At 52.2% G+C, this 18,802-nt stretch carries 20 protein-coding genes and 1 CRISPR repeat array; of the genes, 4 read left to right on the forward strand and 16 right to left on the reverse strand.

Features of this window, described 5'->3' with window-relative positions:
- Positions 1-34: 34 nt before the first annotated feature.
- From ptsP to ACIDF8_RS09410, 10 genes are all read right to left on the reverse strand, one after another.
- Positions 35-1,786 (reverse strand): phosphoenolpyruvate--protein phosphotransferase, encoded by a 1,752-nt coding sequence (ptsP, locus tag ACIDF8_RS09365; protein WP_412010343.1) that lies wholly within the window; start codon positions 1,784-1,786, stop codon positions 35-37.
- Entirely contained in the window at positions 1,787-2,056 is a 270-nt protein-coding gene (locus tag ACIDF8_RS09370; protein WP_412010344.1) for an HPr family phosphocarrier protein, read from the reverse strand.
- 12 nt (positions 2,057-2,068) lie between these two features.
- Positions 2,069-2,476 (reverse strand): PTS sugar transporter subunit IIA, encoded by a 408-nt coding sequence (locus tag ACIDF8_RS09375; protein WP_412010345.1) that lies wholly within the window; start codon positions 2,474-2,476, stop codon positions 2,069-2,071.
- A gap of 21 nt (positions 2,477-2,497) precedes the next feature.
- Entirely contained in the window at positions 2,498-3,379 is an 882-nt protein-coding gene (gene rapZ, locus ACIDF8_RS09380; protein WP_412010346.1) for an RNase adapter RapZ, read from the reverse strand.
- Positions 3,380-3,398: 19 nt separating this feature from the next.
- A complete protein-coding gene (gene hprK, locus ACIDF8_RS09385; protein WP_412010347.1) occupies positions 3,399-4,349 on the reverse strand; it encodes an HPr(Ser) kinase/phosphatase in 951 nt (316 codons plus the stop codon).
- A 130-nt stretch (positions 4,350-4,479) separates the two neighbouring features.
- Complete coding sequence (hpf, locus tag ACIDF8_RS09390; protein WP_194748955.1) at positions 4,480-4,806, reverse strand: ribosome hibernation-promoting factor, HPF/YfiA family; 327 nt, start codon at positions 4,804-4,806, stop codon at positions 4,480-4,482.
- A 185-nt stretch (positions 4,807-4,991) separates the two neighbouring features.
- Positions 4,992-5,630, reverse strand: a complete 639-nt coding sequence (gene alkB / locus ACIDF8_RS09395; protein ID WP_412010348.1) for a DNA oxidative demethylase AlkB — start codon at positions 5,628-5,630, stop codon at positions 4,992-4,994.
- A gap of 15 nt (positions 5,631-5,645) precedes the next feature.
- Positions 5,646-6,551: a hypothetical protein gene (locus ACIDF8_RS09400; RefSeq protein ID WP_412010349.1), complete on the reverse strand. Its 906-nt coding sequence runs from the start codon at positions 6,549-6,551 to the stop codon at positions 5,646-5,648.
- A 137-nt stretch (positions 6,552-6,688) separates the two neighbouring features.
- A complete protein-coding gene (locus ACIDF8_RS09405; RefSeq protein WP_412010350.1) occupies positions 6,689-7,276 on the reverse strand; it encodes a hypothetical protein in 588 nt (195 codons plus the stop codon).
- Between the two features lie 82 nt (positions 7,277-7,358).
- Positions 7,359-7,502: a hypothetical protein gene (locus tag ACIDF8_RS09410; RefSeq protein WP_412010351.1), complete on the reverse strand. Its 144-nt coding sequence runs from the start codon at positions 7,500-7,502 to the stop codon at positions 7,359-7,361.
- A gap of 26 nt (positions 7,503-7,528) precedes the next feature.
- Between ACIDF8_RS09410 and ACIDF8_RS09415 the strand changes: the two genes are divergently transcribed.
- A complete protein-coding gene (locus ACIDF8_RS09415) occupies positions 7,529-8,761 on the forward strand; it encodes an MFS transporter (RefSeq protein ID WP_412010352.1) in 1,233 nt (410 codons plus the stop codon).
- 56 nt (positions 8,762-8,817) lie between these two features.
- A CRISPR array of direct repeats spans positions 8,818-9,591; the repeat unit is 37 nt; unit sequence GTTGTAGCTCCCTCTCTCACCCCGGATGATCTACAAT.
- A gap of 64 nt (positions 9,592-9,655) precedes the next feature.
- Here the strand turns inward: ACIDF8_RS09415 and cas2 are convergent.
- On the reverse strand, positions 9,656-9,988 hold the full coding sequence (cas2, locus tag ACIDF8_RS09420; RefSeq protein ID WP_412010353.1) for a CRISPR-associated endonuclease Cas2: 333 nt from the start codon (positions 9,986-9,988) through the stop codon (positions 9,656-9,658).
- A 2-nt stretch (positions 9,989-9,990) separates the two neighbouring features.
- Positions 9,991-10,116 carry a hypothetical protein gene (locus tag ACIDF8_RS09425; RefSeq protein ID WP_412010354.1) on the reverse strand — a complete coding sequence of 42 codons (126 nt, stop codon included), beginning with the start codon at positions 10,114-10,116 and terminating at the stop codon, positions 9,991-9,993.
- Between the two features lie 95 nt (positions 10,117-10,211).
- Between ACIDF8_RS09425 and ACIDF8_RS09430 the strand changes: the two genes are divergently transcribed.
- Together ACIDF8_RS09430 and ACIDF8_RS09435 are read left to right on the forward strand one after the other, a co-directional pair.
- A complete protein-coding gene (locus ACIDF8_RS09430) occupies positions 10,212-10,571 on the forward strand; it encodes a DUF4186 domain-containing protein (RefSeq protein ID WP_412010355.1) in 360 nt (119 codons plus the stop codon).
- A 136-nt stretch (positions 10,572-10,707) separates the two neighbouring features.
- Complete coding sequence (locus tag ACIDF8_RS09435; protein WP_412010356.1) at positions 10,708-11,289, forward strand: hypothetical protein; 582 nt, start codon at positions 10,708-10,710, stop codon at positions 11,287-11,289.
- Positions 11,290-11,790: 501 nt separating this feature from the next.
- On the opposite strand, the gene ACIDF8_RS09440 is transcribed toward ACIDF8_RS09435, so the two are convergent.
- The 4 genes from ACIDF8_RS09440 to ACIDF8_RS09455 form a co-directional block, all read right to left on the reverse strand.
- A complete protein-coding gene (locus tag ACIDF8_RS09440) occupies positions 11,791-13,230 on the reverse strand; it encodes a TolC family protein (protein ID WP_412010357.1) in 1,440 nt (479 codons plus the stop codon).
- Complete coding sequence (locus tag ACIDF8_RS09445; RefSeq protein ID WP_412010358.1) at positions 13,220-16,408, reverse strand: efflux RND transporter permease subunit; 3,189 nt, start codon at positions 16,406-16,408, stop codon at positions 13,220-13,222. Before ACIDF8_RS09445 ends, ACIDF8_RS09440 begins: the two co-directional genes overlap by 11 nt.
- A gap of 21 nt (positions 16,409-16,429) precedes the next feature.
- Complete coding sequence (locus ACIDF8_RS09450) at positions 16,430-17,512, reverse strand: efflux RND transporter periplasmic adaptor subunit (protein WP_412010359.1); 1,083 nt, start codon at positions 17,510-17,512, stop codon at positions 16,430-16,432.
- A gap of 207 nt (positions 17,513-17,719) precedes the next feature.
- Positions 17,720-18,055: a hypothetical protein gene (locus tag ACIDF8_RS09455; RefSeq protein WP_412010360.1), complete on the reverse strand. Its 336-nt coding sequence runs from the start codon at positions 18,053-18,055 to the stop codon at positions 17,720-17,722.
- A gap of 42 nt (positions 18,056-18,097) precedes the next feature.
- On the opposite strand from ACIDF8_RS09455, the gene ACIDF8_RS09460 reads away from it, so the two are divergent.
- Positions 18,098-18,472 carry a hypothetical protein gene (locus ACIDF8_RS09460; protein ID WP_412010361.1) on the forward strand — a complete coding sequence of 125 codons (375 nt, stop codon included), beginning with the start codon at positions 18,098-18,100 and terminating at the stop codon, positions 18,470-18,472.
- Positions 18,473-18,802: the final 330 nt, after the last annotated feature.

The following is an 18,802-nucleotide window of genomic DNA, read 5'->3' on the forward strand; positions in this document are numbered from 1 at the left end:
GAGTTTTGTTTAATACAAGGGGATCTGCGCAGCGTTAGTGCACTTCCCCGTTAAATTTTTTAATCAGCGGGTCAATTTTTTCCAAATCGGTCATCGACAGGATTTTTTTCGCTTGCTTGGCCAGCACGTTTTCTTCGCTTTGCAGGATTTGTGACTTCACACTCAGGATATGCGCCGGATGCATGGATAACTGGCGCATGCCCATGCCGACCAGCAGGCGTGTCAGTTTGGTGTCGCCCGCCATTTCGCCGCAGACAGAGACCGGTTTGTCATATTTGGCAGCGGCGGCAATCGTCATCTGGATCAAGCGCAAGACGGCTGGATGCAAAGGGTTATACAAATGTGCCACCGCATCGTCAGCACGGTCAATCGCCAGTGTATATTGAATCAGGTCATTGGTGCCTATGGACAAAAAATCCAGTTCTTGCGCAAAGGCGTCGGCATTGATGGCGGCGGCCGGTACTTCGATCATGCCGCCGATAGGCACCTGTTCGTCAAACGGGATGCCTTGCTGGCGCAGCGATTCTTTGGCACGGGCAAACAGTAATTTGGTTTGCCGCAGTTCAGCCAGGTTGGACAGCATGGGAATCAGGATTTTCACCTGACCGTAATGCGAGGCACGCAATAAGGCACGGAACTGGCTATGGAAAATCTGTGGCTCAGCCAGGCAATAGCGTACTGCGCGCAAGCCCAGGGCCGGATTAGTGGCCGTCACCACTTCATCGGGATTGAGCTGCTTATCGGCACCGATATCCAGCGTGCGGATGGTGACCGGGTGGCCTTTCATGGCTTCTGCCACATGTTTGTAGGCCTCAAATTGCTCCTGCTCATCGGGCATTTCAGCGCGGTTCATAAACAGGAACTCGGTCCGGTACAATCCCACGCCGACTGCACCTGACGCTTTGGCGGCAACCACATCATCCGGTACTTCAATATTAGCCAGCAAATCAATGGCCACGCCATCCACCGTGACGGCTTTGGTGGTTTTAATCCTTTGCAGCTTTTGCTGGGCGAGTTGCCACTGATTTTGTTTGAGTTGGTATTCCGCCAGCACTTCCGGGTCAGGATTGACAATGACCACGCCCTCGCTGCCATCGACGATCATCAGTTCGCCATCATTGATCAGGTCGCGGGCGCGCTGCAAGGCGACGATGGACGGAATATTCAGGCTGCGCGCAAGAATGGCGGTGTGTGAGGTGACGCCGCCGACATCGGTGATAAACGCCGCAAACTGGTGATGTTTGAACTGGATGGCATCGGCGGGTGAAACATCATGCGCCACGAGGATCATGGCGCGCTCTTGCCGGGCTTGCAGTTTTTTCTCACTGGCGGCGAGTTGGTCGCGGCCCAGCAACACCTTGATCACACGTTCGACCACCTGCACCACATCCTGCTTGCGCTCGCGCAAATAGGCGTCTTCAATCGCATCAAACTGGGCGACGATGTCGTCCATTTGCTGTTTGAGCGCCCATTCGGCATTGCACAGTTCGGTACGGATAATGGCCTTAGGCGCTTCGGACAATGATTTGTCGCTCAGCATGGCCAGGTGGGTATTGATAAAGGCACTCAGCTCGGCGGGGGCGTTTTTAGGCAACTGGGCTTTGAGCTGTTCCAGATCGTGCTTGACCAGGCCGATGGCCCGTTCAAAACGCGCAATTTCCTCGTCTATGGCAGAGGCCTCGATTTTGAAATGTACGACTTCGAGCAGGGCATGCGAAATCAGGTGTGCATTGCCAATGGCAATGCCACTCGATACGCCCACCCCGTGCATGCTAAAGCTGGTCAATTACTCACCCTCGCCAAAATAGTCGTTTACCAGCGCTTGTAGCGCTGCCAGCGCCTGATCTTCATCAGGACCGGTGGCTTCAATGTCTATGGTGCTGCCTTTGGCGGCGGCCAGCATCATCACGCCCATAATGCTTTTGGCATTGACCCGGCGGCCATTTTTCTCCACCCAGACTTCGCTCTTGAATTGGCTGGCGGTTTGGGTGAATTTGGTAGAGGCGCGTGCGTGCAAGCCGAGTTTGTTGATGATTTCTAAAGAAAGTTTGGCCATGTTTTTATGAGGTTATTGTGCGTGATGACAAGTGGTTTTGGTAAAGTGGACAACGCCGTCGCGGCCGCCACTGAGTGCTTTCTGGATACAGGAATGCAGACCTTCGTGGCGGTAGTTAAGCACGCGCACCAGCATGGGCAGGTTCACCCCAGCCACGCCTTCAGTCTCGTCTGGCGTCAGCAGTTTTGTCACGATATTGCAGGGGGTTGCGCCATAAATATCCGACAATACCAGCACGCCCTGACCGCTATCCAGGCGTTGCACCAGCGCTTGCGCTTTGGGCAGTACCGTTGCCGGGTCGTCATTCTTTGAAATTTCCAGGTAATCCAGTTGTGCCGGGCGGTTACCCATCACATGGGTTGCGCAATCAATCAGGCTGGGTCCCAGGCTACCGTGCGCAATAATCAAAACACCAATCATAAATGTACTTTCAGAGTCTCGTTACGGGGTAGCGATTGCAGCAGCATCCTGTAGTTCGCGGTGGCGAATCATCACCTGATGCTGCTGTTTGAAATACGCCCCCAATTGTTCCACCAGATAGACGGAACGGTGTTGCCCCCCGGTGCAACCGATGCCAACCGTGACATAGCTGCGATGGTCGTGATAAAAGCTTGGTAGCCATTTTTCTATATAGTGCTGAATGTCATGCTGCATTTCAAGCACTTGTGATTCATTTTGTAAAAATTGCTGGATAGGTGCCTGCGTGCCATTGTAAGGCCGCAAAACCGGATCGTAATGCGGGTTAGGCAAGCTGCGCACATCAAACACAAAGTCTGCATCGAGTGGAATGCCGTGTTTAAAACCAAACGAGATGAATGACAAAACGAGCGAGTGCGAGCGGGCGGGGAGGTAACTTTGCTCAATTTGCAGCATCCAGTCACGTGTGTGGTTGCGCAAGGCATTGGATGACAAGTTGCTGGTATCCACATGGTGGCCCAGATTATTCAGGCCGGACAGCAAATCGCGCTCATGTTTGATGCTTTCGGCCAGCGCTTGGTCTGGCGTACTCAGTGGGTGTTTGCGCCGGGTTTCAGAGAAGCGTTTCACCAGTGTTTCGAGGCTGGCATCCAGAAACAGCAGGTGCACGGCTATCCCCTGCGTCTTCAGGGTTTTCAGGATATCCGGCAACGACTCAATCGCAATGCTGCGGCTATCAATACTCACCGCCACTTTGGCCGCATCACGGTTGGCGACATGGCTCTGGATATGTGGCAGCAAGGTGGCTGGCAAGTTGTCTATGCAGTAATATCCGCTGTCTTCGAATACGCGCAATGCAATGGTTTTACCCGAGCCTGAGAGCCCGGTCACAATTACCAGTTGCATGCAGCCAGCCTCGTTGTCATCATCGTAATTTGCTTTCTCTCAGCATGATCTGTTTTTGCCGTTGCGTCAGCTGCTTGGTCGCATTCACGCCGCGCAGCAGCAGCATATGGTTGCGTACGGCGGCTTCCACCAGCACCGCAATGTTGCGCCCGGCCGCAATCGGGATAATCACCTTGCTGATCTCCACATCCAGCACTTGTTGCGTCTGCCGGTTGGCACTGAGGCGGTCAAGGTCTTGCGGTTTCATCTCGTCGGCCAGTTCCAGCTGGATCATCATATCAAGCGGCTTGGTCGGTTTGACTGCATTATCGCCATAGAGTGCACGGATATTCAAAATGCCCAGGCCACGCACTTCCAGAAAGTCTTGCAATAGCTCCGGGCATCGGCCTTCAATCCGTTCGGGCGAAACCCGGTAAAAATCCACGATATCATCTGCCACCAGCCGGTGACCGCGTGAAATCAGCTCCAGCGCCAGCTCGCTTTTACCAATCGCCGCGCTGCCGGTAATCAACACCCCAAAGCCTTGTACCTCCATGAACACGCCGTGCAAGCTGGTGGTCTCGGCGGTGGCTACCGCCAGATAATGGCTCAGCAACTCCATCAGCTGCGGGCTGATGAGTGGCGTGGTGAATAGGGGGGTTTGGGTGTGCTGGGCAGCTTCAAGCATGATGGGCGGTACTTTTTCGCCATTCGCGACCACCACCATGGCGAGGTCTGTCGAAAACAGGTTGCTGACGGCTTGTTGCACGGCCAGGATGCTTAAGCTGGCCAGATAATCCATTTCCGCACACCCTAATACTTGTACGCGGTTGGGATGCACAAAATTCAAATGCCCGACCAAGGCCAGGGAGGGTTTGGTGACCGTGCCTGAGTTGAGGATTTTCTGCCCACCGGCTTCCCCAGCAACCCATTTCAATTTGAGTTTGCTGCGGATCTGTTTGTACAAATCGGCGACGGAGATTTGAGCCATATAGGTGATTGAAACGTCAACAGGTGGTTGACAGACATTTTACAACTGAATCGGCGGTGGTGGGGTGAAACGGCGTAAAAGTAGAGGGGCGCATTCTCTACCCGTTCGGGTAGAGAATGAAGGTTAAGGCTTATGAGCTTAACTGGTGTTTCACAGCGCCACCGGATTTATGGTGATCGCCATTTTTTTCCTTGTGTTTCACGACCTGGCGGTCAAGTTTGTCGGTCAGCATGTCGATGGCACTGTACATGTTTTCATCTGAGCAGGCCGCGTGTAAGTCGTTACCTGGAACATGTAAGGTCGCTTCAACCTTTTGGGCAAGCTTTTCAACAGACATGGTGACTTTCACATCAATCACATGATCAAAGTGATTGCTGATACGCGAGAACTTCGATGAGACGTACTCACGCAGTGCTGGAGTGATTTCTAAATGGTGTCCTGTAAGTTGTAAATTCATGACAAACTCCTTGTTTTCGGAAAGGGTCTTATCGAGTGTTTGCTGGATCATTCAGCAAATGTTGGATAGATAAGACAGTTTCAGTTTACTCTTTTGAAAAACAGATGCAACCCGGAAGTGAGCGGGGTTTTTGATCTTCATCAGCGTTTATGCGGATGCTTTTTAGGCGTTGTCAGGGCCAGATGCTAACGCGCTTTTCGCAAGGTAAGGTTAATGCGTTGCGGACCAGTGAGTGGGTGCTGTCTTGGCTTGACTGGTGCCACGCCATGATAAAAGCGGCGGCTGGCACCGCCCCAAACCACCACATCACCATGCACCAGCGGGATCTTCACCGGTTTGTCCGTGCGCCTGGGGCCACCAAACAGAAAGGTGGCAGGCAGCCCGAGCGACACAGACACAATCGGTTGCGTAAAATCCAGCTCATCTTTATCTTGATGCAGGCCCATTTTGCTGCCGGGTGCGTATACGTTGATCAGGCAGCTGTTGGGCACAAAGTCGGGGTGCCCAGCCTCTCGCGCGGCCGTGTTGGCGAGTTGCAAGATGACCGTCGGTATTGCTGGCCACGGCTGCTGGTTGGCTGGATCAAACGCATGGTAGCCATAGCCCGCAGCACATCCTACCCAGCCCCAGCTGCCCATGCTGCTGGTCCGTACGGACATCGGGTAACCCATGGGTGTCATCATCTGCCGGGCTGGATGGCCGGACAAATGGTCTGCAAGACAAGGCCATAGCACGGGCATACAGGGCAGGGCAAAGCCGGACAGCCAGTAAGCACCGGGAGCCAGCATCACTTTAGTGGGGGTGTCTTGTGCAAATAAGTCCATGTGGTTTTATAGCTGTTATTCGGGCATCCATAGCAATGTGACATTTTTCTGTTTTGCCAGCCGTTGCATGTGTGGAATGGCGCGTTCCAGGTGTAACAGGTAGTCCGCTGCCGACTCCTGATGAAATCCCAAGACCATGACACTGGGCGCCTGGTTCAATAAAGGTTCAAACAGGCGCAACAGTTGTTGTGTGTTGGTGTAATCCGCCAGGGCAGCGTTATCCGGGTATTCCATCAGTTGATAAGACAAGGCATAAGGTTGTTCCAGCGGGGTGCTGCCTGGATGCAGCTGTTGCAAGGTCTTGATCAAGGGGCTGTCGGCGTGCCAGCGTGTAGTCAGCAAGCGCGCATCAATGCGCGAGCTATCCCAGCTAAAGCCATTGGCCACCAGCGCCGCTTGCAACTTGGGCCCCAGCTGCCAGGCCCCGGCGCGGAAGTGCCGCGGACGGTTAAAGCCATTTTGCACCATCAAGTCACTGCTGCAATGCACTAGCCGCGTCAGCTCGGTCTCGCTGTAAGCCAGCTCCAGGCTCACGGAATGCCCACAGCTGGCCTGCCTGCAATGTTCATCGCGGCCAGAAACTGAAGGCGTGGCCTGATAGGCGAGCCCGCAATACTCAACCAATGTGCGCATGGGGTGCAGATGCAAGCCCACCTTGTCCTGTGGTAAGAACGTGCTGCGGATCTGGCTGCCTACCTGGGCACGGTGGATGCCAGGCTGGATAAAGTAGGCAGGATTGACCAGGTGTAGCAGCGGAATCTGCGGAAACTGTTGCCGGAAGCGCTGCATGGCCTGCAGATTGTCTTCATCGAGGGAGAGGCCTTCCCAATCCACAGTGATCCAGAGTTGCATCTGCTCCGCCGCCATTGCTGGGCATGTCAGCCACAGTCCCAGCCAAAGCAGCACTCTCTGCATCATCATGCGCATGTTAACCTCGGGTTTCTTATCCTCAGCAAACGCCCATTAAAGCAGCGTAGGGGCGCAGCGGCCGTGATGAAAGGTCAGCGGCCGCGTCCACTTTCAGTCTCTGTCCAGTCATCCGTGCTGCTGGGTAGTGTTTATTCCTGGGGACATTTTATGCTGTGGTTGACGATATTTCCATCCACCAGATGGATGGTTTCTTCACCCAAGCGGCATTTATTGTCGGCGTCCATGGTCCAGGTGTTTTTATAGGTTTGTTTATAGCGTGTATTGTCCCAAGACCAGTGAGACTCACTGCCGACTGACGCATCGCCAGCGGTTTCTCCCAGTTTGTGATAGCCGTCAAATTTTTTGTCTAACACAGCGACCTTGATGGCGGCCGGGGTATGCCAAATGAGCTTGGCTGCGGCGCCTCTCATTTGAAACAACCACACCGGGCAAGCGGCCTCGCGGCACAGGCAACCATGCGCTGGCTTCACCAAATAGGCTTTTGCCGTTTTGTTCAGGTGCACCACTTGTGTTTCCAGTAAAGCAGCAGGCTTGGACTCCCCGCAACTGGTGCTATCGGCCACAGACGGCTCTTGCGCTAGCAAAGCCAAAACCGCTGAAGGCATTTTTGCCGGTTGCCTGAAGGGCTCTTTGGTGACGAAACTTTCTTCTGCCCGGGTGCACAGCGACACAAACAGGAGAAAACACAAAGTGATTAATGAAATACGTGATGTCATGAAAATAAACCTTTAGTTAAGGGAACAGACCGCTTGCGATCGCAGGCCGGCATCTTACCCGATTAAATCTTGCCGCATTTAATCAGTTGCGTAAGACTTGCGGGTGCGCCCCATCTATATCGGCAGAGTCGCACGGGGTCAACGACGGCTCATCAGCGTTACCGCCTACTGCCTGATTCACCGCACCCGCTTGCGGATTGTAGGGGATTTTGCGCGCCGCGGCCATGTGCCTGATAGCGTATAATCTTGCCTATGTCTTTGTCCATCCGCCAGATCCTTGCCCATCAGGGCTATGCTTTCCCTAAGTTGCTTACTTACCGCATTCTCATGGTACTTTCGTACCAGATGATGATGGTCGCGATTGGTTGGCATATTTATGAGCTGACACACGATCCCTGGTCATTGGGTCTGGTTGGTCTGGCAGAGGTCATCCCTTATATGGGTAGCGCGCTGTTTGCCGGGCATGCCGTGGATCATTACTTCTCGCGCCGCGGTTTTGCCGCTGTGTCGGCTTTTTTTCTGGCGGTGAACGCTGGGTTGCTGGTAGTGATTACGCAGTCCCAACCAGCGCACACCGCCTGGTGGATTTATGCCACGGTCTGCCTGACCGGCTTTGCCCGCGCCCTGATATCCCCCAGCTATAACACGCTGTTTGCGCTGATTATCCCAAGGGCTTCTATCGCCAAGGCTTCCGGTATCGGCAGCTCCATGTTCCAGATTGGCCTCATCGTCGGCCCCGCGATTGGCGGCTTGTTGATTGGCTTTGCCGATAAGTCGATAGCCTATGGCTTGTCCGCCCTGCTGGCGCTGGCTGCTTGCATTGCGGCACTGGCACTCAGGGTGACCGAGCACCATAGCCATGAACCGATGAAAGTGTTTGCCAGCATTGCCGAAGGCTTGCGGTTTGTCCGGCATACACAAGTGGTACTTGGCGCGCAGTTGCTGGATATGTTCGCCGTCTTGTTTGGGGGCGCGGTAGCGATGCTGCCGGCGTTTGTGCATGATATTTACCAAATGGGGCCGGAAGGTTTGGGCTTGTTGCGCGCGGCACCCGCCCTGGGCGCCATTGTTTCCGGCGTCTGGTTGGCCAAGCATCCTATCCATCAGCATAGCGGCCGCTGGCTGTTATTGGCGGTGGCTGGTTTCGGCATCTGCATGATTGCCTTTGGCTTGTGTACTCACTTTCAATTGGCGATGGTGATCCTGGCTATTTCCGGTATGATGGATGGCGTCTCGGTCGTGTTGCGCCAGACGATTTTGCAGTTGGCGACGCCTGACGGCATGCGTGGCCGCGTTTCAGCCATCAATGGCATTTTTATCGGCTCTTCCAATGAATTGGGTGCGTTCGAGTCCGGTCTCACGGCCAGGTTGATGGGTCTGGTGCCTTCGGTGGTGTTTGGGGGTTGCATTACGCTGGCCGTGGTAGGGATGACTGCGATCAAGGCGCCAAAATTGCGCGATTTACATCTCTCGCAGTTGCATTAAGATTTCCATTCTGGATGATCTACAGTATGTGAATGAGTTGATGTCATGTTGCACCAGTTGTAGCTCCCTCTCTCACCCCGGATGATCTACAATAAAATGTTCATTCTGCATCGTAGCTACGAGGTTGTAGCTCCCTCTCTCACCCCGGATGATCTACAATAGCTTTTTCTTCATCACTCAGAGTACGAGGGTTGTAGCTCCCTCTCTCACCCCGGATGATCTACAATGAGCGCAGCAGAACATATCAAGGCATTGCTGTTGTAGCTCCCTCTCTCACCCCGGATGATCTACAATTATTAACTTCGCTCACTCCCCACCCCCAATGTTGTAGCTCCCTCTCTCACCCCGGATGATCTACAATAGGAATATAAGGCAATATAGCACCAGCAGCGTTGTAGCTCCCTCTCTCACCCCGGATGATCTACAATGATACTCAGGTGGCAGATACCACAACACAGGTTGTAGCTCCCTCTCTCACCCCGGATGATCTACAATGCACCAGATGGTGCCTGCGAGCTCGGCTTGGTTGTAGCTCCCTCTCTCACCCCGGATGATCTACAATAAAAACGATGTCGCGGTCGCTGTTGAAGTAGTTGTAGCTCCCTCTCTCACCCCGGATGATCTACAATGCTTTACCATTACCATAAACAGGAGCTGAAGTTGTAGCTCCCTCTCTCACCCCGGATGATCTACAATGCGCGCATCAACTGGGCAAAAGTATTGCCAGTTGTAGCTCCCTCTCTCACCCCGGATGATCTACAATATTCTCAAGGTGCTGGACGCACTTAACAAGGTTGTAGCTCCCTCTCTCACCCCGGATGATCTACAATAGGCTCTCACCAAACCCGCACCAGTTAACGCTGGCGCGGGTTTTATTTTTTTTAAAACGCTAATTTAAAACAGAAGAAGTTGGTCTGATTTGACCTTTTTTTCTTGAAAGAGTGGAAGACCTACAAGGAGTTTCATACTGGCATATTGTTTTTCTGTGACGCTTAAGCAGCGTACGGAGCCTTCTGGAGGCAAGTTGTCGGCCAGTCTTTTTAAGTGTTTATCAAGCGCATCGTTTCCGTTGAGCAAACGACCATAGACAGAAAATTGAATCATGTCGTAACCATCGTTGATCAAAAAGCGCCTAAAGAGTGTATAAGCCCTGCGTTCAGCCTTGGTCACCACCGGGAGGTCAAATAATACTAGCAGTCGCATATATCGTTTGTTCTCCCCACTCATGGCTAATACTCTAGTTGATGTTGCTCCAGCCCAATTAATATGGGTAATTCCAGCATTTCAGGACTGCCACCATCCAGTACTCTGGCTAGGCTTTCAACCGTATGCTCAATCGCTGATAACACGGACATTTTTCCACGAGGCATCGCTACATCAATATTAAGCAAATTAACCAAGGTTGCTTTGAATAGTCTGAAAGCTTTTATATAAACAATCGGGGAATGCCATGCGTGATCTGGACGCCTTGTTTCAAGCCCTGCAACGCTCCGATTTCCGCGCCCGCTTCAAACTCAACGCCAAAGACCAGCACTATTTGCAGCAAAAGGGCTTGTCGGTCATTCTGGATCATGCTGAAAAATTCATTGCCGAGCGGCTGGCGTCTGCCAGCCCAGCTAATGACGGGCAGCAAACGCCGATGCGTGGGCACCCGGTGTTTGTGGCCCAGCATGCCACGGCCACTTGTTGCCGCGGTTGCTTGGCTAAATGGCACCGGATTCCAGATAACCGTGCACTGACGCTGGAAGAGCAGGCGTATCTGGTGGTTGTGATAGAGTGCTGGCTGGCAGCAAACTTACAGCAAGCTTAATTTGGCCTTGTCTGGGTGAACAATCTGGCCGCATCAATATCAATCATTCAGGCAAATCGGGTAAGATGTTGCGCGTGGGCTTTGGCAGGCAGGATGATGTCTGCCCCTATTTTTAGTGACTGGAGAATTTGCTTCAATGAATAAAAAAATGATGCGGATGATCGCCCTGGCTATCGCTGTGATTGCATTTGCCTGGGGGATTTATGAAATACAGATTCCGCATAAGCTGGTGGCGATGGCTGCCTTTGCCTTGACGCTGATGGCCCTGGCAGTGAGTTATTTTGGCATTGAGGTGTTTGAGAAGCAGCATCGCGGCCTTTCCCTGGGGATGCTGATTTTCCTGTTTGGTTTTTATGCGGTGATGAATGAATACAAACCGGCGGGCACCATCCTCACGGTGGATCAAGCCCGGTATGAAGTCGGTGCACAACTGATGGAGGTAGATGGCAGCGCGGCTTGTGGCAGCCTCACCGATGCCCGCGAGGCCTTGCGCGAAGCGGCCAAGAGTTGTTTCTCACTGTCTAAAGACAAACGCGTGATGTGGTTTGGCAATAAATCAACGCCGCCACGTAAACCTGCTGATTTTGGCTTGACTGCGCCTGCAAGTAAGCAGTCTTTGGACGGCTGCGCGGCTTGGGTGGCCGTGATCAACCAGCAATGCCCGACGTATTTGTCGGACATAGACCAGCGCTCGCTGGATAACCTGCTCGGCAAATAAGCCTTCATCAGATGCTCCCGCGGCAGCGGTTATTTGCCGCGGGCAGTTTTCAAAGCGCCTTCCGGCGTGCATTTTTATCCACACTCACCAAACGGCGATCTTTGCTAAAGTGCTCAAGCGGTGTGCAATCAGACTGTGATGGCACAGGTTACGCGCTAATCAAGCAACTGGACGCAGCTAGCGCCATTACAGCCCACCGTGTTTCTACTCCGCTAGTATTTGCGGATTCAGCGTTGGTTGCATGGGTGATTCCGTTAGCCAGCATTTGCTATCAAGGCCTAAGGGCTTTTTTAGCTGCTACGGATACTGCTTTGAAATCCGCTGGTGGTTAGACAGCAATCGGAGAGGCTGTTCGCAACGGTCGAGCGCTTCAGGGGACACCAAAAGAAAAAGGGATTCCCTTGTGCGGAATCCCTTTTTCAGACATGCGCCGAGGACGGTTTACGTCGACGCTGAGTTGATTAATGCTGAGCCTATGATCGATAGGCCTTCAGCAAAGACTTAACGCCAGCCACCGCCCAGAGAGCGGTAGAGGTTGATCATAGCTGACATCTGTTGCTGTTTGGTGTCGATCAGCTCCATTTTGGCGTCCAGCGCATCACGTTGCGTCAACAGCACCTCGACATAATCGGCCCTGGCATTTTTAAACAGCTGGTTAGCCACATCAATCGATTGGGTCAACTGGTCAACCTGGTTGGTTTTCAGGCTGAAGTTTTTGCTCAGGTTGTCCACATTCGCAATCTGGTTTGCGACTTCCATATAAGCATTGATAATGGTTTGCTCATATTCGTACGCTTTTTCAATTTGCGAAGCACTGGCATTTTTATACTCGGCAATAATGGCGTTTCGGTTGATGAGCGGACCCATCAAGCCCGCGCCCAATGAAGCGCCAAGTGCGTCCGGGATATTCAGCAAGTATTGTGGTTTAAAGGCTTGAAAGCCCAATCCGGCATTCATGGTGAATGAAGGATAGAAATTCGCTCTTGCCACATCAATGTTCAACTTGGCAGCCGCCAGTTCCAGCTCAGAGCGGCGGATATCCGGCCGGTTAGCCAGCATTTGTGAAGGCAGGCCGGCTTCGACGGCTTTGGGTTGCAGATCCAGGAAGCCGTCACTGTTGCGTGCAATCGGCTGTGAGGTGCGACCCAGCAGCATATTGATGCGGTTTTCAGCTTCAGTAATTTGCTGTTTGATCACGTACTGCTTGCTCTGGTTCTTTTTCACCTCGGCTTCAAAACGCTTGACCGCCAGTGAGGTAGAGCGTGCGTATTTCTGCAGCTCACGGATCACGGTGAGGGCATTCTGTTGAATCTCGATGTTTTTTTGCAGCGTCAGCTGTTGGTTATCCAGGGCGACCAGCTCGTAATAGCTGTTCGCCACCTCAGCCACCAAGTTGGTAATCAGGAAGCTCTTGCCTTCGGTGCTTGCCATATACTCGAGCACGGCAACCTGTTGCGCATTACGCAGTTTGTGCCAGACGTCGACTTCCCAGGAAGCCACCAGACCAAACTGGTAGTCGCCGAGGAAGGTCGGGAAGGACTGATTATGGATTTTCAGCCCATCTTCGACGGCACCCAGCCGGGTAAATTTGCTGGTTTTTTCATAATCAATACCGCCACCTACATTCACAAATGGCAGATAGGCACCGCGTCTGGCCTGAATTTCGTTCTGTGCCATCGAGATCCGCTGCGCCATCATCTGGATCTCTTTATTGTTAGCCACCGCCGTATCAATCAGAGACACCAGATGCTGGTCCTGGAAGAACTCTTTCCAGCTCACACTGGCGCTGCTTTGGGTGTCGGCTGCTGCCGCTTTACCGTTATATTGTGCGGGTAAGGTGGTGTCGGCCTCCTTGGTCAGAATGTTGGGGATGGCACAGGACTGCAGCATGGCTGCAACTGCACCGCTTACCAGCCAATACAGATATTTATTAGTGGTCATGTTCATCTTCTTCTTCGTGTCTGTTGTACTCGTAGGACTCTGTCAGCGGGTTCTGGTCTTCCTTGCGGATCAAGGTTTTACCATCTGCCAAGCTGGCGAAAATATAGTAAAGACCAGGAATCACCACCACGCCGAAGATGGTCCCGAATAACATGCCGCCCAGCGCGGATGTGCCGATGGTACGGTTACCAATCGCGCCAGCCCCTGTTGCTACGGTTAGTGGAATCAGGCCGGCAATAAAGGCAAACGAGGTCATCAAAATCGGTCTGAAACGCGCTCTGGCACCGGCAATGGCGGCATCTTTGATGGTGGCGCCTTTTTCGCGTGCCTGTACCGCAAACTCCACGATCAGCACCGCGTTCTTACCGAGCAAGCCCACCAGCATGATCAGACCAATCTGCGCATAGACGTCATTGGCAAGCCCGGTTAATTTAAGCAGCAGGAAGCTGCCGAAAATACCCGCAGGCAATGACATCATCACCGCAAACGGGATGATGAAGCTTTCGTATTGTGCAGCAAGTACCATGTAAACGAACACCAGCACCACCATGAAGATAATGATGTTTTCATTGCCACGGCGTTCTTCGTCAAAGCTCAAGCCTTCCCAGCCTACTGAGTAGCCTTTAGGCAGAGATTTAGCGGCTTCTTTGATGGCATTGATTGCAGAAGCAGTGGTGTAGCCTTCAGCAGGCTCGGCACGGAGCGCTGCAGAGTTAAACAGGTTGTAACGGGTAATTTCGTTAGGACCCTGTTGTTTCTTCATGGTCATGAAGGCAGAGTAAGGCACCATCTCGCCATCTTCATTGCGTACATAGTAGTTCAGGATGTCGCTAGGGAAGCGGCGGAACTCAGGCGCTGCCTGTGTATATACGCGGAAGTAGTAGTTAAAGCGGATGAACGCCAGCTCAAAGGTACTGCCCACCAATACATCCAGGTTGTCCATGGCATCGGCAATGGTCACTTTTTTCTGCATTGCGCGCTGCGGATCAATAATCAGGTCGTATTGCGGGTAGTTGGCCGCATAGAATGTAAACAAACCGGTTAATTCTTTGCGTTTTGCCAGGGCCTTCATGAAGTCTTTGTTGATATCATCAAACTTCTGGTAATCGAGCGAGCCAGTTTTATCCAGCAAGCGGAAGGCCAGGCCTGACGCAGTACCATAACCAGGCACTGCAGGCGGTTCAAAGTATTCAATCCGCGCACCAAAGTTTTCGGTGGCTTTTTCGAGTAACTTGAGCACGTCGGCAACTGTTTCTTTACGGTCTTCCCAGTCCTTGAGGTTAATGATACAAGTACCCGCGTTAGAGCCACGCCCTTCGGTCAACACTTCATAACCTGCCAGCGCGGTCACAGACTGCACGGCCGGAATTTTTTTCGCTTCTTTTTGCAGCTCTTGAGAAACCTGGTAAGTGGTTTCCAGTGTTGAACCCGGCGGGGTCTGGATAATCGCATAAATCATGCCCTGGTCTTCGCCGGGAATAAACCCTTCCGGAATGATTTTAACAATCGAAACAATGCCGAAAGAGAAGGCACCAATGACGATAAAGGTCAGGGTGCGTTGGGTCACCAGCTTGGATAGGAACGCCGTATAGTAGTCGGTTATCTTGTCGAATACCTTGTTGAACATATCCAAAAACAGGTTGATCGGGTTGCGGCTTCTGGGTTGACCATGCGTATTCTTCAGGATCATCGCACACAGCACGGGGGTCAGCGTCAGCGCAATAATCCCTGACAACACGATGGAGGAGGCCATGGTGATTGCAAACTGGCGGTAGAACACACCCACCGGTCCTGGCAGGAAGGTAATCGGCACAAATACCGAAGTCATCAGCAGCGTAATCGCCACCACTGCACCACCGATTTCACCTAATACGCGTTGTACCGCGGCGTAGGGCCCTACATGGTCAGAGGCCATTTTGGCGTGCACCGCCTCCACCACCACAATCGCATCATCCACGACCACCCCGATCGCCAACACCATGGCAAACAGCGTAATCAGGTTGATACTTAATCCAAACGAGCTCATCACGGCGAACGCCCCGATCAGCGAGATGGGCACCGCAATCAGCGGGATCAGCGTTGAGCGCCAGTCGCCGAGGAAGATAAACACCACCAGCGATACCAGCACGAACGCTTCAACCAGTGTGTGCAATACTTTATGGATAGAAGCATCCACAAAGCGTGACACGTCGTAGTTGATTTCATAAGTCATGCCAGACGGGAAGGTCGGTTTGAGTTCTTCCAGCGTTTTCTTGACGTTTTCAATCACTTCTTTCGCGTTGGTTTTGTAGTTTTGCTTCAACACGATTGAGGCAGAAGGATAGCCATCTTTGTTGGAGTAAATATCGTAAAACTCACTGCCCAGCATGACTTTGGCAATGTCTTTCAGCCGCAGGATTTCGCCTGAAGGGGTGGAGCGAATCACAATATTTTCATACTGCTCAGGCTTTTCATACCGGCTGGCGCTATACACCAGGGTGTATTCCTTGGCCTGTGCCTGCAGGCCCGAGCTCTGGCCCAAACGGCCCGGACGACCAATCAAGCTCTGGTTGGACATCGCATCCATGACTTCTTTGGATGAGACGTTATAAGCCCGCATACGGTCTGGGTTCAAATAGACACGCATCGCATACTGGCGGCTACCCAAAATCTGGGCCCAGGCAATCCCGTTTACACGCTGGATTTCAGGAATGACGTTAATCTGCGAGTAGTTGTAGAGGAATTTCTGGTCTGCGTTTTTATCGGTACTGTACATGTTCACGTACATCAACATGCTCGGCTGAACCTTGTTCAGGATCACGCCTTCTAGCTGTACCAGTTGTGGCAAGCGGTTGATCACCTGGTCCAGCCGGACCTTGGTGTTCACCATCGCCTCATTCGGGTCTACCCCCTGGTCAAAATAGACCTGGATGGTGGCTTCACCGGCACTGGTTGCGTCAGACACAATGTACTTCATGCCTGGCACCCCGTTGATCGCCCGTTCCAGGGTAATCAGGGAGGATTGCACCAGCACGCTGGCGCTGGAACCTGGATAAGCCAGGAAAATCAGCACACGCGGTGGCGCGATGTCTGGAAACTGCTCCACCGGCAGACTTTTAATGGACAGGAAGCCCGTAAACGTCAGGAGCAGGGACAGTACGATAGCCAGTACTGGGCGTTTGAGGAATATGTTAAGCATAAATGGTCACCTGGCGATTCGTTATTCTGCGTACAGCTTCAGTTCAGGAACAACCTTGTCAGGGGTTTTAAAGTCCTCAATAATCTTGTCACCTTTGGTGACACGGCGCAGGCCTTCAATCAGCACGTGATCGGTGTCTTTCAAACCGTCAGAGATGATGGACATGTCTTGAATATCGGCAGCGACTTTGACCAAGCGCTGCTCGAGCTTGTGATCTTTGCCGACCACAAATACATATTGCTGGTCCAGGATTTCAAAAATCGCTTTTTGCGGGATCAGCATGGCATTTTTGTACGGGATATCCATCATGATGTTACCAGTCTCACCATGGCGCAGCAGGCGCTCAGGGTTCATGAAGCCCGCCCGGAACTCAATGTTACCGGTTTTGTTGTCAAAGTCGGCCTCGATGGTTTCGATCACCCCTGTTTGGTTAAACACCTGGCCGTTGGCCATACGCAAATGTACTTTGACCTGTTTTTCATCTTCGTGGCGGGCTTTAAAGTCCAGGTATTCGGATTCCGGCACATTGAAGTAGACCCACATTTTGCTGATGTCAGACAGGGTAGTCAGCAAATCGCCCTCTTGCATCAAGCTGCCTTTCCGCACAAACAGATGGTCCATGATGCCGTCAAAGGGTGCGTTGATGTCAGTAAAGTTCAAGTGAGTCTGGTGCAGATTCACTTCAGCGAGGGCTTTATCCAGCTTGGCTTTGGCAATTGCCAGTTCATTTTGGGATACGACATTTTTATCGGCCAGTGCCTTGGTGTTCTCGTATTCAATCTGGATGGCATTTGCTTCAGCTTTGGCGCGCATCAACTCAGCCTGATAGATATTCGGCATGATTTTGAACATGGGCTGGCCGGCTTTGACATACTTACCTTCGTCGACAAAGATATCTTGCAAGTAGCCGCGTTCAAGCGCGCGCATTTCAATGTGCCGGATGGCGTGGATCTGACAGACATACTCCTTGATCAAGGTAGTGTCTTTACGCATTGGGGTGGTGACTTCCAGTTTGGGAAGCTCTTCCTTGTGTGCCTCTTCTTTATGACAAGCGCCAAGCAGGAAGCCAAACAAGCCTAAAACGATTAAGTGCTGTTTCATCATAAGTGTGTTCTTATCTTAATAAATTAAAAATAAATACTGGCTAAACAGGGGCTGGCATCTGCTGCCGCCAGGGATGTTCACCCATCGTCGAGTTCTGGGCACCGCAACCAGGTCGGCAGGCATGATGCTGGACTGGGTGGGCGCATGGGTTACAGCAACATCAACTGGAGTCGGTCAACAACATCATGCGCATCTGGGCACAGAGGATTAAGCTTGCGCCGGGGGCGCGCGCGAGTGCAGGTGCTGAACCACCCCGCGGCGCTTGATCAGGCGCTGACGTGGCAACGCCAGGAGCGCAAAAGGAATGACGCAAGCAATCACAACGCTTGCCGGAGGAGTAATCAAAGGGATAGGGGCGGGAAATGGGGACTCACTATCCCCTGGGTGTTCGCTAAGCTCGGCCACGCGAACGCGCACCACGTCATCACGGTAGCTGGAATTGTCAGAGAATTCAGCCACCAGGGCAAATCCGAGCACAGCCAGCAGCACTGTGACGACCCACAGTCTGAGCTGAAATGCGGCTGTATTCAGAGGTTTATCCATGATGTAGTTGAGTTAACAGTTCTCAGCAATTATTGTAGAAGTATGGCTTGTTTGCTTGCTATTCATTCCAGAGATCAAGGGCGGCTTTCACTGGCAAATCAGTTTTATCTGCCAGTAGCCATTCCCTTTAACATTGCGCCGCAAATTATCGCCGTAAATGGGATTTACAATGCTTACATTAAACCCTTTTACGTTGGGAATGACAATACGATTTTGCGTCAAGTTCGGCCAAAATGGCCGTTTGTAAGCTGGGTGTCAGTTTCAGCACATTTATTCCAAGTCACTGATTGTTTTGGAGATGTCCTGCTGTTTTTAAAAAGCGGTCTGCCTATGGGTAATAGCCCATTTTGGCGAAGACAGAAGCTTGCGGTTATAAAAATGGCTGCAATCGTCGTGATGGTGAAGGTCATTCTTTAGGTGAGGTAGTTGCTTGTCTTGCATGCAAGATCAGGCCGATTGCTTTTCGGTGTATTGCATCCAGCCTAATCTTTGGGGTAAAAAGTTGTAGCCGTTCTAGGGTGAGCATGAATGCACACGTGGATACTTGCTTGTCGTTAGTCATGTTCTTTTTCGCCTGTAGGCGAGTTACTTTCTGTTGCATGCCCCACAGAAAGTAACCAAAGAAGAGGGCACCCAGCCATCACGGCCTTCGGCTCCCTTGCGTTGTTCAACAAAATAAGCCGGTCACGAAACTCAACCTAGCAGCTCACACACTACGTGAGCTGCTGCGGGATTTGGACAGTCGCT

The organism is Methylophilus sp. 3sh_L (assembly GCF_046766015.1).
GTDB lineage: Bacteria > Pseudomonadota > Gammaproteobacteria > Burkholderiales > Methylophilaceae > Methylophilus.

Coding starts and splice junctions, on each gene's coding strand:
- cas2 (WP_412010353.1), bottom strand. CDS start 9,988: ATGAGTGGGGAGAACAAACGATATATGCGACTGCTAGTATTATTTGAC.
- ACIDF8_RS09370 (WP_412010344.1), bottom strand. CDS start 2,056: ATGGCCAAACTTTCTTTAGAAATCATCAACAAACTCGGCTTGCACGCA.
- ACIDF8_RS09435 (WP_412010356.1), top strand. CDS start 10,708: ATGAATAAAAAAATGATGCGGATGATCGCCCTGGCTATCGCTGTGATT.
- ACIDF8_RS09405 (WP_412010350.1), bottom strand. CDS start 7,276: ATGACATCACGTATTTCATTAATCACTTTGTGTTTTCTCCTGTTTGTG.
- ACIDF8_RS09415 (WP_412010352.1), top strand. CDS start 7,529: ATGTCTTTGTCCATCCGCCAGATCCTTGCCCATCAGGGCTATGCTTTC.
- hpf (WP_194748955.1), bottom strand. CDS start 4,806: ATGAATTTACAACTTACAGGACACCATTTAGAAATCACTCCAGCACTG.
- ACIDF8_RS09425 (WP_412010354.1), bottom strand. CDS start 10,116: ATGTCCGTGTTATCAGCGATTGAGCATACGGTTGAAAGCCTAGCCAGA.
- ACIDF8_RS09450 (WP_412010359.1), bottom strand. CDS start 17,512: ATGATGAAACAGCACTTAATCGTTTTAGGCTTGTTTGGCTTCCTGCTT.
- ACIDF8_RS09455 (WP_412010360.1), bottom strand. CDS start 18,055: ATGGATAAACCTCTGAATACAGCCGCATTTCAGCTCAGACTGTGGGTC.
- ACIDF8_RS09445 (WP_412010358.1), bottom strand. CDS start 16,408: ATGCTTAACATATTCCTCAAACGCCCAGTACTGGCTATCGTACTGTCC.
- ACIDF8_RS09430 (WP_412010355.1), top strand. CDS start 10,212: ATGCGTGATCTGGACGCCTTGTTTCAAGCCCTGCAACGCTCCGATTTC.
- rapZ (WP_412010346.1), bottom strand. CDS start 3,379: ATGCAACTGGTAATTGTGACCGGGCTCTCAGGCTCGGGTAAAACCATT.
- alkB (WP_412010348.1), bottom strand. CDS start 5,630: ATGGACTTATTTGCACAAGACACCCCCACTAAAGTGATGCTGGCTCCC.
- hprK (WP_412010347.1), bottom strand. CDS start 4,349: ATGGCTCAAATCTCCGTCGCCGATTTGTACAAACAGATCCGCAGCAAA.
- ACIDF8_RS09400 (WP_412010349.1), bottom strand. CDS start 6,551: ATGATGATGCAGAGAGTGCTGCTTTGGCTGGGACTGTGGCTGACATGC.
- ACIDF8_RS09440 (WP_412010357.1), bottom strand. CDS start 13,230: ATGACCACTAATAAATATCTGTATTGGCTGGTAAGCGGTGCAGTTGCA.
- ACIDF8_RS09375 (WP_412010345.1), bottom strand. CDS start 2,476: ATGATTGGTGTTTTGATTATTGCGCACGGTAGCCTGGGACCCAGCCTG.
- ACIDF8_RS09460 (WP_412010361.1), top strand. CDS start 18,098: ATGGCTTGTTTGCTTGCTATTCATTCCAGAGATCAAGGGCGGCTTTCA.
- ACIDF8_RS09410 (WP_412010351.1), bottom strand. CDS start 7,502: ATGGCCGCGGCGCGCAAAATCCCCTACAATCCGCAAGCGGGTGCGGTG.